Here is a 16,177-nt window from a genome sequence, read left to right on the forward strand (position 1 = left end):
GCCCGAGACGGGCCGCGCGAGCACGAAAGCGGGGGACGAACGACGATGGGATGCCCCGGTGACCGCCGACCTGAACCCCGATCCCGCGCTGTGCGCGGCGCTGCGCGCCGACCTGCGTGACGCCGGATACACCGCCGATGCCGTGCGCGCCGCGTGGGGACCACTCGCCGATGAGGCGGTCGGCCACGGGTTGCACGGGCCGGCGCTCGCCGCGCTTGCGGCGCAGGCCGCTGAGGCGGCTCGGGCGGCGGGGTCGCAGGTCGTGCCGGATGCGGCGGCGGTTCTGGCGCGGCTGCTGTTTCTCGGGGTGCGCACGCCCGGGGCATCCGTCGACGCGGCGCTGCCGACCGTGGGTTCCGCGGGACTGGTCGCGCTGGGACTCGCGACGATCGACGGGGCGGATGTCGTGCCGCAGGCGCTCGTGCGCCCGCAGGACTTCGTCGATGCGGGCGGCGTGGGCGGTGTGCGCGGCTCGGTCGCGGCCGGTGGTGCCGGCGCGGCGCCTGACGCCGGTGCCGGCACCAGCACCGGTGCGACCGGCGGCGACTGGTGGGTCGCGAGCGACCTCGACGAGGCTGCCCTCGGCGGTGCGCTGCCGACGGGGCACGTGCTGGGAGTAGGAGGGGCATCCCTCACTCTCGCGGGTCTGCAGCTGCCGACGTCGGCGGGGCGCGTGCTGGATCTCGGGACGGGATGTGGCATCCAGGCGTTGCGCGCGCGGCGGTTCGCGGATGCCGTCGTCGCGACGGATGTGTCGGCGCGGGCGCTCGCGTTCACGCGGCTCAACGCGCTACTCAACGACGTCGACGGCATCGAGGTGCGGGAGGGGAGCCTGTTCGAGCCCGTCCGCGGGGAGCTGTTCGATCGCGTCGTCTCGAATCCGCCGTTCGTCATCACGCCGCGGCGCGCCGACGTGCCGGCCTACGAGTACCGCGACGCCGGCTTCGCGGGCGACGACCTCGTCGCCGCGTTCGTCACGGGCGTCGGCGAGGTGCTGACCCCGGGTGGAACGGCCCAACTGCTCGGCAACTGGGAGTACCGCGCCGACGTCGACGGCCTCGACCGTGTGCGCGGGTGGGTCGACGCATCGCCGGTGCCACTGGATGCCTGGGTCATCGAGCGCGAGCGCCTCGACCCGCTCGCGTACGCCGAGCTGTGGGTGCGCGACGGCGGCACCGCCCCGGGCACGCCCGGGTACGCCGCCCTCGTTGAAGCGTGGCTCGACGACTTCGCCGCGCGGGGCGTCACGGAGGTCGGCTTCGGGTATCTGGTGCTGCGCCGCGCGGCATCCGGCACCCCGACGCTGCGCCGGTTCGAGCGGGTGTCGCAGCCGCTCGGCGAGGGGCTCGGCGCCCACGTGGCCGAGGCACTGGCGGCATCCGACCTGATCGATGGTCTCGACGACGCCGCGCTCGCGGCGACGACGCTGACCGTCGCGGGGGATGTCACCGAGGCGCGCCACCACCTGCCCGGCGCCGAGGCGCCCAGCGTCATCGAGTTGCGCCAGGGCGGAGGCCTCGCCCGTACGATCGAGGTCGACCCCGCGCTCGCCGCCCTCGTCGGTGCGTGCGACGGCGACCTCGCCGTCGGTCCCCTGATCGACGCCATCGCGCAACTGCTCGAGGTGGATGCCACCGCCTTGCGCGCCGATTTGCTCCCGCGCGTGCGCGAGCTCGTCTTCACCGGGTTCCTCACCCTGCCGCGTCGTTGAGCCAGCGTGGCGCCATCGCCGGGGCACCCGCGAACGCAGCGAGAACGCCGCAACCACCCGCCAAGTAGGCTGGAAACCATGCTCAACATGGCCGAGGGACTCGATCGTCTGGGCGCCCTCGCCACGTCGCCGATCATGGCGCGCCTGGGCGCCGCGTTCGCCGAAGCGGGCTTCGAGCTCGCCGTCGTCGGCGGCCCCGTGCGCGACGCACTGCTGGGGCGCCCCACGCACGACCTCGACCTGACGACCAACGCGCGGCCCGACGACATCCTGCGGATCGTCAAGCCCCTCGCGACAGCGACGTGGGACATCGGCCGCGCCTTCGGCACGATCGGCGCGAAGATCACCGGACCCTCCGGCACCGCCGAGCAGGTCGAGATCACGACGTATCGCGCCGACAGCTACGACGGCATCACCCGCAAACCCACCGTCGCGTTCGGTGACTCGCTGGAAGAAGACCTGACCCGCCGCGATTTCACGATCGGTGCGATGGCGCTGCGGCTGCCTGTCCCCGCGCTGGTCGACCCGACCGGAGGTGTCGAAGACCTCGTCGCGGGCATCCTGCGCACGCCCGGTGACCCCGACGTGAGCTTCGGCGACGATCCGTTGCGCATGCTCCGCGCCGCCCGCTTCGCTGGCCAACTCGGATTCGCCGTCGCCGAAGAGACCCTCAACGCGATGAGCCGCCTGCGCGAGACGATCGAGATCGTCAGCACCGAGCGGGTGCAGGCCGAGCTCGTGAAGCTGCTCGGCAGCGCCGACCCGGTCCGGGGCATCCGGATTCTCGTTGACACCGGGCTGATGGGCGAGATCCTGCCCGAAGTGCCCGCGCTGCGCCTCGAGATCGACGAGCACCACCACCACAAAGACGTCTACGAGCACTCGCTCACGGTGTTGCAGCAGGCGATCGACCTCGAGCACCAGCGGCATCCGGGGGCGGAGCCCGACATCACGTTGCGGCTTGCGGCCCTGCTGCACGACATCGGCAAGCCGGCGACCCGCAAGCTCGAACCCGGCGGGGGCGTGAGCTTCCACCACCACGACCTCAAGGGCGCGCGGATGTCGCGCAAGCGCCTCGCGGCCCTGCGCTTCGACACCGACACGATCGCGTCGGTCAGCCAGCTCATCGAGCAGCACCTGCGCTTCTTCGGCTATGCCGAGGGAGCGTGGACCGACTCGGCCGTGCGGCGCTATGTGCGGGATGCCGGGGACGAACTCGAGCGCCTGCACATCCTGACCCGCGCCGACGTCACCACCCGCAACGCGAAGAAGGCCGCCCGCCTGCGGCGTGCGTACGACGACATCGAGCGGCGCATCGCCGAGCTCGCCGCGCAGGAGGAGCTCGACGCGATTCGCCCCGAACTGGACGGCAACCAGATCCAGGAGATCCTCGGAATCGCGCCCGGCCGCGAGGTCGGCGAGGCGTACCGCTTCCTGCTCGACCTGCGCCTGGACGAGGGCCCCGTCGGCCCCGAGGTGGCCGAGCAGCGCCTGCGCGACTGGTGGGCTGCGCGCGGCTGAACCGGCGCTGCGCGCGATGCTGAAGTACAGCCGCGGGCGGCGCTGAAGCGCAGCCGCGAGGCGGCTCGAAATCAGACCCCTGCATTTCTCACGGCCCTCCGCCTACACTTGACGCACGCTCCTCACCGTCGAACGGAGTCGCCGTGCCCTCGTCATGGTCTTCACGGCGTGATGTCTCGCCCGAGACGTCGCGCCTGCTGATCGAGCGCGCGCACGAAGAGTTCGTCGGTGGCAACGCGGCCGACCCGCGCCTCACGCAGATCCGCAGCCTCGTGCAGGACTCGTGGCGCCGCTCGCTCGCGAGCTTCGTCGGGGCCGACGCGCTGCCACCGCTCGATTTCACGGATGCCGAGCTCGAGGCCTACCGCCGGGCGCATCCGCTCGCCGGTGTCATGGACATGATCCGCGGACTGCTGCTGCCCGAGTCCGACTCGGGTGTCGTCGTCGCCGTCGGCGATGCCGCGGGTCGGTTGCTGTGGGTCGAGGGCGACCGGCGCATCCGCTCGCTGACCGGCGAGATGGGTTTCGTCGCCGGCGCCAACTGGTCGGAGCAGTCGGTCGGTACGTCCGCTCCGGGCACGGCGCTCGCCCTCGGTCGCTCGGTGCAGATCCACGGTGCGGAGCACTTCAACCGCCTCGTCCAGCCCTGGTCGTGCACGGCGGCGCCGGTGCACGACCCCGAGACGCGCCGCATCCTCGGCGTCATCGACGTGACCGGCGACGCCGACGCCGTGACGCCGCAGGCGCAACTGCTGGTGGATGCCACGGCGCGCGCCGTCGAGGCCGAACTGCTCGTCTCGCGCTTGCGCGCCCGCGGTGCGGCGACAGCGCCGATCCGGGTGCGGCGTGGGTCGTCCCGGGCATCCGCTCGCGAAGCCGTCCGCGCGCCTGAGACCTCGACCCTGCGGGTTCTGGGGCGCGACCGGGGACTGCTCGAAGTGGCGGGGCACTCGGGCGAGACGATCTCGGAGCTGTCGGGTCGGCACGCTGAGATCCTGCTGATGCTCGCCGTCCACCGGCACGGTCTGTCGGCCGAACGGCTCACCGAGCTCGTCTACGGGCCAGACGCCGGCGAGGGCACGCTGCGCCCCGAGATGGTGCGGCTGCGCAAGGTCCTCGAGCGCACGGCGCCGCACCTCGTCCCGTCGTCGCGGCCGTACCGGCTGCCGGCCGAGCTCGACACCGACGCACACCAGGTGATCTCGCTGCTCGACCGCGGCGCGCACCGCGTCGCGCTCGCCGCCTACCGCGGGCCGGTCCTGCCGGAGTCGGTCGCCCCGGGCGTCGAGGAGTTCCGCAGCTCGGTGCGCATCGCCCTGCGCGAGGCGCTGCTGACCGAGGCATCCGTCGAAGTGCTGCTCACCTACGCCGAGACGGCCGACGGAGCCGACGACGCCGAGGTGCTGCGCCTCGCGCTCGGGATGCTGCCCGCGCGGTCGCCGCGCCGCGCGGGCCTGGTCGCGCGCCTCGAGAAGCTCGAGAGCTGACCCGTCGGGTCCGGTCACCGCCGCCAATCAGGGGGTGAACCGACCGCACCACCCCTGGCAGGATGGGCATCACGGAGGCAGACATGACTGCAGACAGCCCCACCCCCGAGCTCACGCGTCTCGCCGAGGCGTACGGCATCGCGACGGAGTACTGGTCGTTCTTCGGCGATCGTGTCGTCGTCCCCGCCTCGACCCTGCGGGCCGTACTGCAGGCGATGCACGTGGATGCCTCGACGGATGCCGCCACTCAGGCCGCACTGACACACAGCGAGATCGACCCGTGGCGCGCGCTGCTGCCGCCCTCGCTCGTCTCGCGCCCGGGCGCCCGCTCGCTGCAGGTCCACGTCGCCGACGGTCACGACGTCGAGCTCGTCGTGGCCCTCGAGGACGGTAGCTGGCGCAACCTCCCGATCCCCGGCCAGCACCCGCACTCGTGCGAGGTCGACGGCACTCTGCGGTGGCGCGTCGAGGTACCCGTCCCGGCCGACCTGCCGCTCGGCTGGCACACGGTGCACGCGTTCGAACGCCCCAGCGGCAGCGGGGCGACCGAGCTGACGCGCACGGCATCCGCACCTCTCATCGTCACCCCCGAGCGGATGCCCGCACCGCCGACCCGCCCCGGCCGCACCCGCGGGTGGGGTCTGATGGCGCAGTTGTACTCCGTGCGCTCGCGCGCGTCGTGGGGCATGGGCGATTTCGCCGACCTCGGCGACCTGGCGGCGATCGCGGGGCAGCGCGGCGCGGACTTCCTGCTGATCAACCCGATCCATGCCGCCGAGGTGACGGGCCCGATCGAGCCGTCGCCGTACCTGCCAGCGACGCGGCGCTTCCTCGCGCCGCTGTATGTGCGGCCCGAAGACATCCGTGAGGCCGCGTACCTGACGCCCACCGAGCGCGCGGTCGTCGACGCGGCGCGCGCGCCCGTCGCGGCATCCGACGACGATCCGACCCGCATCGATCGCGACGCCGTGTGGGCTGCCAAGCGCGTCGCGCTCGACGCGATCTTCACGGTGCCGCTGGCGCCGGGCCGCGAGGCCGAGCGCGCCGCTTTCGCCGCGCGCGAGGGCCAGCCCCTGCAGGACTTCGCGCTGTGGTGCGCCCTCGAAGAGCACTACGACGGTGTCGAGCGTCCGGCGGATGCCTGGGACATCACCTCGCCGCTGGTCGCGCAGTTGCGCCATGAGCTGCGCGATCGGGTCGCGTTCCACGTCTGGCTGCAGTGGATCGCCGACCAGCAGGTCGAGAGCGCGCAGGCCGCGGCGAAGGCATCCGGAATGTCGATCGGCATCATGCACGACCTCGCCGTCGGGGTGCACACGAAGGGGTCGGATGCCTGGTCGCTGCGCGACATGTACGCCCAGGGCATGGCCGTCGGCGCGCCGCCCGACATGTACAACCAGCAGGGACAGACCTGGAACCAGCCGCCGTGGTTGCCGCGCGCGCTCGCCGAGGCGGGGTACGCGCCGCTGCGCGACATGATCCGCACGCTGCTTCGCCATGCCGGCGCACTGCGGATCGATCACGTCATCGGGCTGTTCCGGCTGTGGTGGATCCCCGCCGGGCTCGGCCCCGCCGCGGGCACCTACATCCGCTACGACCACGAGGCGATGATCGGGGTGCTGACGCTCGAGGCGCAGCGTGCGGGTGCCGTCCTGATCGGCGAAGACCTCGGCAACGTCGAGCCGTGGATGCGCGACTACCTGTCTGCCCGGGCGATCCTCGGCACGAGCGTGCTGTGGTTCGAGCGTGAGGGCGAGGGCTTCCGCCCGCCCGAGCACTACCGCGCGTCGCTACTCGCGACCGTCAACACGCACGACCTGCCGCCGACGGCGGGGTACCTCGCCGACGAGCACGTCGCGCTGCGCGCACGGCTTGGGCTGCTGACCCGCCCCGTCGAGCAAGAACTCGCCGAAGCGGATGCCGAGCGTAACGCCATGCTCGCCCTGCTCCGCGACCGCGGGCTGCTCCCGCCGCTGCCCCCCGAGTCGCCTACCCTGGCCCCCGAGCCCGTCGAAGCGCCCACCGAGCAGCAGATCATCGAGGCGCTGAACGTCCTGATCACCGCCTCCCCGTCGCAGCTGCTCGGCGTGGCACTGGTGGATGCCGTGGGTGAGCGCCGCACGCAGAATCAGCCGGGCACCGACAAGGAGTACCCGAACTGGCAGATCCCGCTCGCGGGCGCCGACGGCGCCGCCGTGCTGCTGGACGACCTGGCATCCCACCCGCGTTTCGTCTCGCTGACCCACGCCGTCGACTCCGCGCTCTGAGCGATTTTTCACGGCGCAACCCGATGCAACGTTGCGGGGCGTAGCTTCGGCGGCAACCTCAACTGCGGCGCAGCAGCCGCCATGACCGTCGAAGGAGACATCATGACCATCGTCGAAGAAGGCGTCTCGAGCGTCTACGCCGCACCGGGCCAGCGCGGCGCGGTGGCCGACTACCGGCCCCGCTACGGCCACTACATCGGCGGCGAGTTCGTCGAGCCGATCAAGGGCCAGTACTTCGAGAACATCACCCCCGTCACCGGCAAGCCGTTCACCGAGGTCGGCCGGGGCACCGTCGAAGACGTCGACCGTGCCGTCGAGGTCGCATGGCAGGCGTTCGAGTCGTGGAAGCGGACGACGCCCGCCGAGCGCGCCAACATCCTCAACAAGATCGCCGACCGCATGGAGCAGAACCTCGAGGCGATCGCGGTCGCCGAGACGTGGGAGAACGGCAAGCCGATCCGTGAGACGCTCGCCGCCGACATCCCCCTCGCGATCGACCACTTCCGCTACTTCGCCGGCGTGCTGCGTGCTCAGGAGGGCACGCTCAGCCAGATCGACGAAGACACCGTCGCGTACCACTTCCACGAGCCGCTCGGCGTTGTCGGCCAGATCATCCCGTGGAACTTCCCGATCCTCATGGCCACCTGGAAGCTGGCCCCGGCGCTCGCCGCCGGCAACTGTGTCGTCCTCAAGCCCGCCGAGCAGACCCCGGCGTCGATCCTGTTCCTGTTCGAGATCATCGGCGACCTCCTCCCCGCGGGCGTCGTCAACATCGTCAACGGGTTCGGGATCGAGGCGGGCGCCCCTCTCGCGCAGCACAAGCGCATCCGCAAGGTCGCCTTCACGGGTGAGACGACGACCGGCCGACTGATCATGCAGTACGCGTCGCAGAACCTCATCCCGGTCACCCTCGAGCTCGGTGGCAAGAGCGCCAACATCTTCTTCGAGGATGTGGCGCGACAGAAGGATGCCTACTACGACAAGGCCCTCGAAGGGTTCTCGTTCTTCGCCCTCAACCAGGGCGAGGTCTGCACCTGCCCGAGCCGCGCGCTGATCCAGCGGTCGATCTACGACTCGTTCCTCGGCGACGGGCTCGAGCGCGTCGGCAAGATCATCCAGGGCAACCCGCTCGACCCGGCGACGATGATCGGCGCCCAGGCATCCAACGATCAGCTCGAGAAGATCCTCAGCTACATCGAGATCGGCAAGGCCGAGGGCGCCAAGCTGCTCGCCGGTGGCGAGCGGGTCGACCTCGGCGGCGACCTGAGCGGTGGCTACTACGTCGCGCCGACGGTCTTCGAGGGCCAGAACAGCATGCGGATCTTCCAGGAGGAGATCTTCGGTCCGGTCGTCTCGGTCACGAGCTTCGATGACTTCGACGACGCCATCACGACGGCCAACGACACGCTGTACGGCCTGGGTGCCGGTGTCTGGAGCCGCTCGGCCGACACGATGTACCGCGCCGGCCGCGGCATCGAGGCGGGTCGCGTCTGGACCAACACGTACCACCAGTACCCCGCGCACGCGGCGTTCGGCGGATACAAGCAGTCGGGCATCGGTCGCGAGAACCACCTGAAGATGCTCGACCACTACCAGCAGACGAAGAACCTTCTCGTCTCGTACGCCGAAGGCTCGATGGGCTTCTTCTGATCCAGAGCGTGTCCTGAGCGACACTCCCCCAAGTTCGCGACGGGCGGGCGCTTTCGCAGCCCCGCCCGTCGCGACGCCACTTTCCGCGCGGGCCGCGGTTCACCTTCCGGAGGTCGATGATGACCGACACCACCATCTACCAGCGCGTCGCGGTGACGGATGCCGCGGCAGGCCTGTTGCGCCAGCTGACGACGCAGCACGGCAAGCTCATGTTCCACCAGTCCGGCGGGTGCTGCGACGGCAGCTCGCCCATGTGCTACCCGATCGGGATGTTCATCACCGGCCCATCCGATGTGCTGCTCGGCACGATCGACGCCGGATTGGATGACCCCATCGAGGTCTACATGTCGGAGTCGCAGTTCGAGTACTGGAAGTACACGCACCTGACGATCGACGCCGTGCCAGGCCGTGGTGCGGGCTTCAGCGTCGAAGGGCCCACGGGCCAGCGGTTCATCATCCGCTCGCGCATGCTCACCGAGACCGAGTTGGAGCACTTCGGGCTGAAACCCAGCGCCTGAGCGCGTGACTCCCGGTTTCAGTCTCGTTACGAATGTTGCGTCTATGCCTTGGCTGTGTCGGAACGGGTGAAAGATAGCGGGATGGACCCCGCGCCTGCGGGGTCACCCTTTCACACAGCAGAGGTAACACCCATGGCACTGCACCACAGCACCCGGGGCCGGCTCGGCCTCGCGGCGACGGCGCTCGGCGTCTCGACCCTCCTTCTGGCCGGCTGCGCCGGCGGTACGGGCAACACCGACAACACCGACGCGACCGGCGAGTCGATCATTGTCGGCACCACCGACAAGGTCACGACGCTCGACCCGGCTGGCTCGTACGACAATGGATCCCTCGCGGTCCAGACGCAGGTCTTCCCGTACCTGGTCAACACGAACTACAACGACACCGAGGTCGTCCCCGACCTCGCCGAGTCGGCGGAGTTCACGGCTCCGAACGAGTACACCGTGACCCTTCCTGCGGGCCTGAAGTGGTCGAACGGCCACGACCTGACCTCGTCGGACGTCAAGTTCTCGTTCGACCGCAACATCGCGATCGCTGACCCGAACGGCGCCTCGAGCCTGCTGTACAACCTCGACAGCGTCGAGGCTCCCGACGACACGACCGTCGTCTTCCACCTGAAGACCGACAACGACCAGGTCTTCCCGTTCATCCTGACGAGCTTCCCGGGTGCGATCGTCGACGAAGAGGTCTTCTCCGCCGACGCCGTCACCCCCGACCAGGACATCGTCGACGGCGATGCCTTCGGCGGCCCCTACAAGATCACGTCGTGGGACTTCAACAAGTCCGTCGAGTTCACCCCGAACGAGAACTACAAGGGTCTGCTGGATGCCCCCGTCAACAGCGGCGTCATCCTCAGCTACTTCGCCGAGTCGTCCAACCTGAAGCTGGCCGTCCAGCAGGGTGACGTCGACGTCGCGTACCGCAGCCTGTCCGCGACCGATGTCGAAGACCTGAGCGGAAACGACGCCGTCAAGGTCGTCGACGGTCCCGGTGGCGAGATCCGCTACATCGTCTTCAACTTCAACACGCAGCCGTACGGCGCGACCACTGCTGACGCCGACGCGGCCAAGGCGCTCGCGGTCCGGCAGGCCGTGGCCGACCTCGTCGACCGCGAGGCGATCAGCGACCAGGTCTACAAGGGCACCTACACCCCGCTGTACTCCTACGTTCCCGAGGGCTTCTCCGGCGCGATCGACGCACTGAAGGGTCTCTACGGCGACGGCGACGGTGGTCCGGATGCCGAGAAGGCCAAGGCGACCCTCGAGGCAGCCGGTGTCACGACGCCGGTCGAGCTGAGTCTGCAGTACAGCCCGGACCACTACGGTCCGTCGTCGGGTGACGAGTACGCGCTCGTGAAGGACCAGCTCGAGAAGGACGGCCTGTTCACGGTCAACCTGCAGTCGACCGAGTGGGTGCAGTACTCCAAGGACCGCACCGCTGACGTGTACCCGGCCTACCAGCTCGGCTGGTTCCCGGACTACTCCGACGCCGACAACTACCTGACGCCGTTCTTCCTGAAGGACAACTTCCTGGGCAACCACTACGACAACTCCGAGGTCAATGACCTGATCCTCGAGCAGGCTGTCGAGCCGGATGCTGACGCCCGCAAGGCTGACATCGAGAAGATCCAGGAGCTTGTCGCTGCCGACCTGTCCACCGTCCCGCTGCTGCAGGGCGCGCAGGTCGCGGTGACCGGAGCCGACGTGAGCGGTGTCATCCTCGACGCATCGTTCAAGCTACGCTTCGCACCGATCACGAAGTAACCCCGCGACGGGACGTTTCGTCTCGCTCCGCTCGCTCAACGACCGGGGGGCTTGCTCCCCGGTCGTTGAGCGCCGTTAAGGTAGGCATCCATGACGACTGACGTCGCAGATCCCCCCGCCGCACTCGAGGCCCCGCGCAAGCGCGGGGGTGGCGGCACCCTCGGCCGCTACATCCTGATCCGCTTCCTGCTGATCTTCCCGACGGTGTTCATCCTCGTCACGCTGGTCTTCTTCCTCATCCGCATGACCGGTGACCCCATCACGGCGGCCCTCGGTGGCCGGCTGCCGACAGACCAACTGGCCGAGCGCATCCACGAGGCCGGGTACGACCGCAACATCTTCATCCAGTACTTCGAGTACCTGGGCCAGATCTTCACCTTCAACTTCGGCACGACGATCACCGACAAACAGCCGGTCGTGCAGGTGCTGGCTTCATACGGACTGGCGACGTTCGAGCTGGTGCTCTATTCGCTCGTGGTCGCCTTCATCGTCGGCATCCCGCTCGGCATGGTCGCCGCGGCGCTGCGCGACCGGTGGCCGGATGCCGTGCTGCGCATCAGCGCGATCCTGTTCTATGCGACGCCCGTGTTCTTCTCGGGGCTTGTCGCCAAGCTCGTCTTCTCGGTGTGGCTGGGCTGGTTGCCGGTATCGGGCCGCGCCGGGGTGCGCACCGAGATCGCCCTCGGTCGTGACGGCGGCACCGGGATCTACCTGATCGACGCGATCGCCAGCGGCAACCCGGCATACGTCTGGGATGTGGTTTCGCACGCAATCCTGCCGGCGCTCACCCTCGGTCTGCTGACGGCGGGCATCTTCCTCCGCCTCGTACGCACGAACGTCATCGGTACCTACAACATGCCCTACATCGACGCGGCGCGTTCGCGTGGCGTTCGCGAGAGTCGCCTCGTGCGCACGCATGCGTACAAGCCGGCGCTCATCCCGATCATCACGGTGATCGGTCTGCAGATCGCGCTGATGCTCGGCGGTGCCGTGCTGACCGAGACGACGTTCGAGTGGAAGGGCCTCGGCTTCCAGCTGGCGGCCTACCTGTCGGCGCGCGACTTCGTCGCGGTGCAGGGCATCGTCGCGATGATCGCGATCATCGTCGCGGTCACGAACTTCATCGTCGACATCATCGCGGCCTTCATCGACCCGAGAGTGAGGTACTGACATGGCGAAGCGTCGCCTGATCGACCGCCTCCCCGTGCTGCACCAGCTGCGGCAGAGCGTCGGCCTGCAGCGGGGCATGCTCGTCGCCGGCCTCGTGCTCACGGCGCTGTTCCTGCTCTGCGCGATCCTCGCGCCGTGGATCGCGCCCTACAGCTACAGCCAGCTGTCCGACGCGAACGGCAACTTCGGCGCGCAGCAGCCGCCGAGCGCGCAGCACCTGCTCGGCACGACCGTCGGCGGATACGACGTGCTCTCGCGCACGATCTGGGGCGCCCAGACGGCGCTGTACGTCGTCATCGTCGCGATCGTGCTGTCGGTGTTCATCGGCATCCTGCTGGGCCTCGTCTCCGGCTACCTCGGCGGCTGGGTCGATCGTGTGCTCGTGGTCATCGCCGACGCGATCTACGCCTTCCCCACGCTGCTGCTGGCCATCGTCGTCGCGATCGCGATCAGCGGCGGGCAGTCGAAGATGTGGTCGGGGATCATGGCAGCCGCGGCATCCATCACCGTCGTGTTCATCCCGCAGTACTTCCGCGTCGTCCGTGCCGAGGTCGTGCGCATCAAGTCCGAGGCGTTCGTCGAATCGGCGAAGGTCATCGGCGCCACGACGCCGCGGGTCATGTTCCGTCACGTGCTGCGCAACGCGACCCGCACGCTGCCGCTCATCGTCACCCTCAACGCCAGCGAGGCGATCTCGACACTCGCGGCGCTTGGATTCCTCGGGTTCGGCATCGAGCCCACCTCCGCGGCCGAGTGGGGCTACGACCTCAACAAGTCGATCAGCGATGTCGCCGCCGGCATCTGGTGGACGGCGATCCCCCCAGGCATCGCGATCGTGATCACGATCCTGGGCGTGACGCTCATCGGCGAGAGCCTCAACGACCTCGCCGACCCGCGTCTGCGCGCACGGCGCCGTTCCACGGCGAAGTCGACGCCGGCGGATGCCGTGGCGGCGAGCCAGCCCGCCTCGCGCGAGTTCATGGGAGAGGTGGAGTGATGGCATCCGTCACGAACCCCGCAGTCGAGATCCGCGATCTCGACATCACGTTCTCGACCGACGGCGGTGACGTCCACGCGGTGCGCGACGTCTCGCTGGACGTGCGCCCCGGTGAAGTGCTTGCGATCGTCGGCGAGTCGGGCAGTGGCAAGACCGTGACGGCGCGGTCGATCCTGGGCCTGCTGCCCGAGACGGCGACCACACGCGGCGCGGTCGTGCTCGACGGCGTCGACGTGGTCGGGCTGTCGCGCGACCGCCTGCGTGACGTGCGCGGCACGAAGGCCGCGATGATCTTCCAAGAGCCGTCGACGGCCCTCAACCCCGTCTACACCGTCGGCTGGCAGCTCGCCGAGGGCCTGCGTGCGCACGGAAAGTACAGCCGTGCGCAGGCGAAGGCCAAGGCGATCGAGATGCTCGCGCGCGTCGGCATCCCCGAGCCGGAGCGACGCGTCAGCGACTACCCGCACCAGTTCTCGGGCGGGCAGAAGCAGCGCATCGTGATCGCGATGGCGCTCGCGCTCGAGCCCGCCGTGATCCTCGCCGACGAGCCGACGACCGCGCTCGACGTCACCGTGCAGGCCGAGATCCTCGACCTGCTCCGCCGCCTGCGCGACGAGACCGGCACGGCGATCGTGCTCATCACGCACAACATGGGCGTCGTCGCCGACCTCGCCGACCGCGTCGCGGTGATGCTCAACGGCGAACTGGTCGAAACGGCGCCCGTCGCCGAGATCTTCGCGGCACCCGCGCACGAGTACACGAAGAAGCTGCTCGCCGCCGTGCCCCGCGTCGAGATCGTCGACCGGCCGCTGCCGCAGGGAGCCGACGTGGCGGCCGCGCCGGTCGTCGAGGCACAGGGCCTGGTCATCGAGTACCCGGGGCGGTTGGGCAGCCCGACGTTCCGTGCGGTGCACGCGATCGACTTCTCGATCAAGCCGGGCGAAGTGCTGGGGCTGGTCGGCGAGTCGGGATCGGGCAAGACCACGATCGGTCGTGCGCTCGCGGGGCTCACCCCCGTCGCCGACGGGTCGCTGCGCGTGCTCGGCACCGAGATGAACGGCGTCAAGGAGCGACAGTTCCGCGCCCGCCGCAAAGAGCTCGGCTTCGTCTTCCAAGACCCGGCCACGAGCTTCAACCCGTTGCTGACGATCGCCGAGTGCGTCGCCGAGCCGCTCATCGTGCACGGCGGCGCGCGCAACGCCGAAGCCGCGCGCGACAAGGTCGACGAGCTGCTCGAGGCGGTGCAGCTGCCGAAGGCGTTCGGCGACCGGTACCCGCACGAGCTGTCCGGTGGGCAGCGTCAGCGTGCCTCGCTCGCCCGAGCCCTCGCGCTCGACCCGAAGCTGCTCATCGCCGATGAACCGACCAGCGCCCTGGACGTCTCGGTGCAGGCGCGCGTGCTCGATCTGTTCGGCGAGCTGCAGGACCGGTTCGGGTTCGCGACCCTGTTCATCACGCACGACCTCGCGGTCGTCGACATGCTGGCGCACCGCGTCATCGTGCTGCACAAGGGACGCATCGCCGAAGAGGGGCCCACCGCCCGCGTGCTCGGCGACCCGCAGGACGACTACACCCGCAAGCTCCTGGCATCCCTCCCCGTGCCCGACCCGGTCGAGCAGGCCGCGCGCCGCGCGGCCTGGACCGCACAGCGGGGCTGAGGCGGCGCGGCGCCGCGGGGTTCAGCCGCCGAAGACGCCGCCGAAGCTCGCGAACAAGCGGAAGAAACCGAACTGGGCGATGAGCCACACGGCGAGGAACACCGCGGCGAACACGATGAACACCCAGGGCACGCCGCGCTTGAGGCGGCGGCCCGGTGCGGCCACGCCCGCGGGTGGGCGCAGGGCGGCGCTCGGTGCGACGAAGGGCAGGGCGGCGGATGCCCCGGCAGCCCCACCCGAGCCCCCACCCGAGACCGAGCCCGCCACCGCCGGCGCGAGCGCGCCCGCCGAGGCATCCAACCCATCCGACCCGCCTGAACCGGACGCCAGCCGGTCGTCGCGCCAGCGCTCCCACTGGTCGAGCTTGCCGAGCAGTGCCGCGACGACCGAGAACAGCCACGCCCACGTCGCGGGGTCGAGCGTCGACACCTCGCGCTGCGTGTACAGGAACAGCCAGTCGTCGACGATCTCGACGTCGAGGGCGGCCGCGTTGTCGATGAAGCGCGCCATGATGTCGGGCGTGAACAGATAGAGCGCATCGCGCTCGTAGCCCTCGGGGCAGTACAGCTGGAAGTGCTCGTCGAAGTCACCCTCGAGGCTCAGCCGCTGATCGCGATTGAAGGATGCCGGCAGGTTCGACCCCAGGAAGGAGTTGTTGCCCACGGCATCCAGCACGATGTGCGGCAGAGGCGTCGCGAGTTTGACCGCGACGTAACCCCAGCGGTGCGTCGTCTCTTCTTTGCCCGAGCCGGTCTTGTATGTGTAGTTCGCGAACTCGACGAGTCGCGGCTTGGTGCCGCGGATGATGTCGGTGGCCTGCCGCGCGTGCCCGATGTCGAAGATCATGCCGGGCAACGGCGGCGCCGAGGCCTCAGGATGCCAGGTCATCCCGTTCGCCTGCGCGAACCGGTCGAGGCGGTAGGTGCGCGCGCTGCCGTAGCGGCCCGACGCGAACTTCCAGATGACGGTCGCCACTGTCGCCACGATCGCGATCAGGATGACCACGGGGAACAGCGCGAACAGCGGTGAGAACCCTGCGCTGCCGCCGATCGAGACGAACGCGCCGATGATCCCGGCGAACGCGCTGCCGAATAGGAGCAGGAAGAACACCCCGATGACGACCGCCAGGATGATCCGGGCCGACGAGCTCTGTGGCATCCGGCCCTCGACGCGCAGCTGGCGCACATACGCGCGACTCGTGGAGCGGTTGACCGGCTCGGTCAGCGGGCGGGTGTCGAACGGGAGGGATGCCGGCGGCAGGCTCATGCGGCCACGCTACCGGGCGGGGACGTGCGCACCGGCGATCTCCGCTAGACTGTTGTGGTTGTCCGTCTGCGCTCGCGCGTCGGACACGTGCATCAACCCTCCTGATGCCGGGAAATGCCCGGCATCCGTTCTAGTCCGAAGGAGGTGGGTTAGTGACGCACTCACACC

11 protein-coding genes are annotated in these 16,177 nt (G+C 69.7%); 10 read left to right on the forward strand and 1 reads right to left on the reverse strand.

Going from position 1 to position 16,177, the window contains the following annotated elements; all coding sequences use genetic code 11:
* Positions 1-58 precede the first annotated feature (58 nt).
* The 10 genes from BGO46_RS10270 (at position 59) to BGO46_RS10315 (ending at position 14,743) form a co-directional block, all read left to right on the forward strand.
* Positions 59-1,711 carry a class I SAM-dependent methyltransferase gene (locus BGO46_RS10270; RefSeq protein WP_292678745.1) on the forward strand — a complete coding sequence of 551 codons (1,653 nt, stop codon included), beginning with the start codon at positions 59-61 and terminating at the stop codon, positions 1,709-1,711.
* A 78-nt stretch (positions 1,712-1,789) separates the two neighbouring features.
* Complete coding sequence (locus BGO46_RS10275; RefSeq protein ID WP_292678742.1) at positions 1,790-3,232, forward strand: CCA tRNA nucleotidyltransferase; 1,443 nt, start codon at positions 1,790-1,792, stop codon at positions 3,230-3,232.
* Between the two features lie 143 nt (positions 3,233-3,375).
* Positions 3,376-4,719, forward strand: a complete 1,344-nt coding sequence (locus tag BGO46_RS10280; RefSeq protein WP_292678738.1) for a GAF domain-containing protein — start codon at positions 3,376-3,378, stop codon at positions 4,717-4,719.
* Positions 4,720-4,802: 83 nt separating this feature from the next.
* Entirely contained in the window at positions 4,803-6,986 is a 2,184-nt protein-coding gene (malQ, locus tag BGO46_RS10285) for a 4-alpha-glucanotransferase (RefSeq protein ID WP_292678736.1), read from the forward strand.
* A gap of 102 nt (positions 6,987-7,088) precedes the next feature.
* A complete protein-coding gene (locus tag BGO46_RS10290) occupies positions 7,089-8,636 on the forward strand; it encodes an aldehyde dehydrogenase family protein (RefSeq protein WP_292678800.1) in 1,548 nt (515 codons plus the stop codon).
* A gap of 119 nt (positions 8,637-8,755) precedes the next feature.
* Complete coding sequence (locus BGO46_RS10295) at positions 8,756-9,154, forward strand: DUF779 domain-containing protein (RefSeq protein ID WP_292678733.1); 399 nt, start codon at positions 8,756-8,758, stop codon at positions 9,152-9,154.
* Positions 9,155-9,286: 132 nt separating this feature from the next.
* Positions 9,287-10,918, forward strand: a complete 1,632-nt coding sequence (locus BGO46_RS10300) for an ABC transporter substrate-binding protein (protein ID WP_292678730.1) — start codon at positions 9,287-9,289, stop codon at positions 10,916-10,918.
* Between the two features lie 90 nt (positions 10,919-11,008).
* Positions 11,009-12,088 carry an ABC transporter permease gene (locus tag BGO46_RS10305; protein WP_292678727.1) on the forward strand — a complete coding sequence of 360 codons (1,080 nt, stop codon included), beginning with the start codon at positions 11,009-11,011 and terminating at the stop codon, positions 12,086-12,088.
* 1 nt (position 12,089) lies between these two features.
* On the forward strand, positions 12,090-13,085 hold the full coding sequence (locus BGO46_RS10310; protein WP_292678724.1) for an ABC transporter permease: 996 nt from the start codon (positions 12,090-12,092) through the stop codon (positions 13,083-13,085).
* Complete coding sequence (locus BGO46_RS10315) at positions 13,085-14,743, forward strand: ABC transporter ATP-binding protein (protein ID WP_292678721.1); 1,659 nt, start codon at positions 13,085-13,087, stop codon at positions 14,741-14,743. The genes BGO46_RS10310 and BGO46_RS10315 overlap by 1 nt, the downstream gene beginning before the upstream one ends.
* Positions 14,744-14,764: 21 nt before the next feature.
* Here BGO46_RS10315 and BGO46_RS10320 read toward each other — a convergent pair whose 3' ends face one another.
* Positions 14,765-16,009: a hypothetical protein gene (locus tag BGO46_RS10320; protein ID WP_292678718.1), complete on the reverse strand. Its 1,245-nt coding sequence runs from the start codon at positions 16,007-16,009 to the stop codon at positions 14,765-14,767.
* Positions 16,010-16,177: the final 168 nt, after the last annotated feature.

The sequence above is a fragment of the Microbacterium sp. 70-16 genome, assembly GCF_001898315.1.
GTDB lineage: Bacteria > Actinomycetota > Actinomycetes > Actinomycetales > Microbacteriaceae > Microbacterium.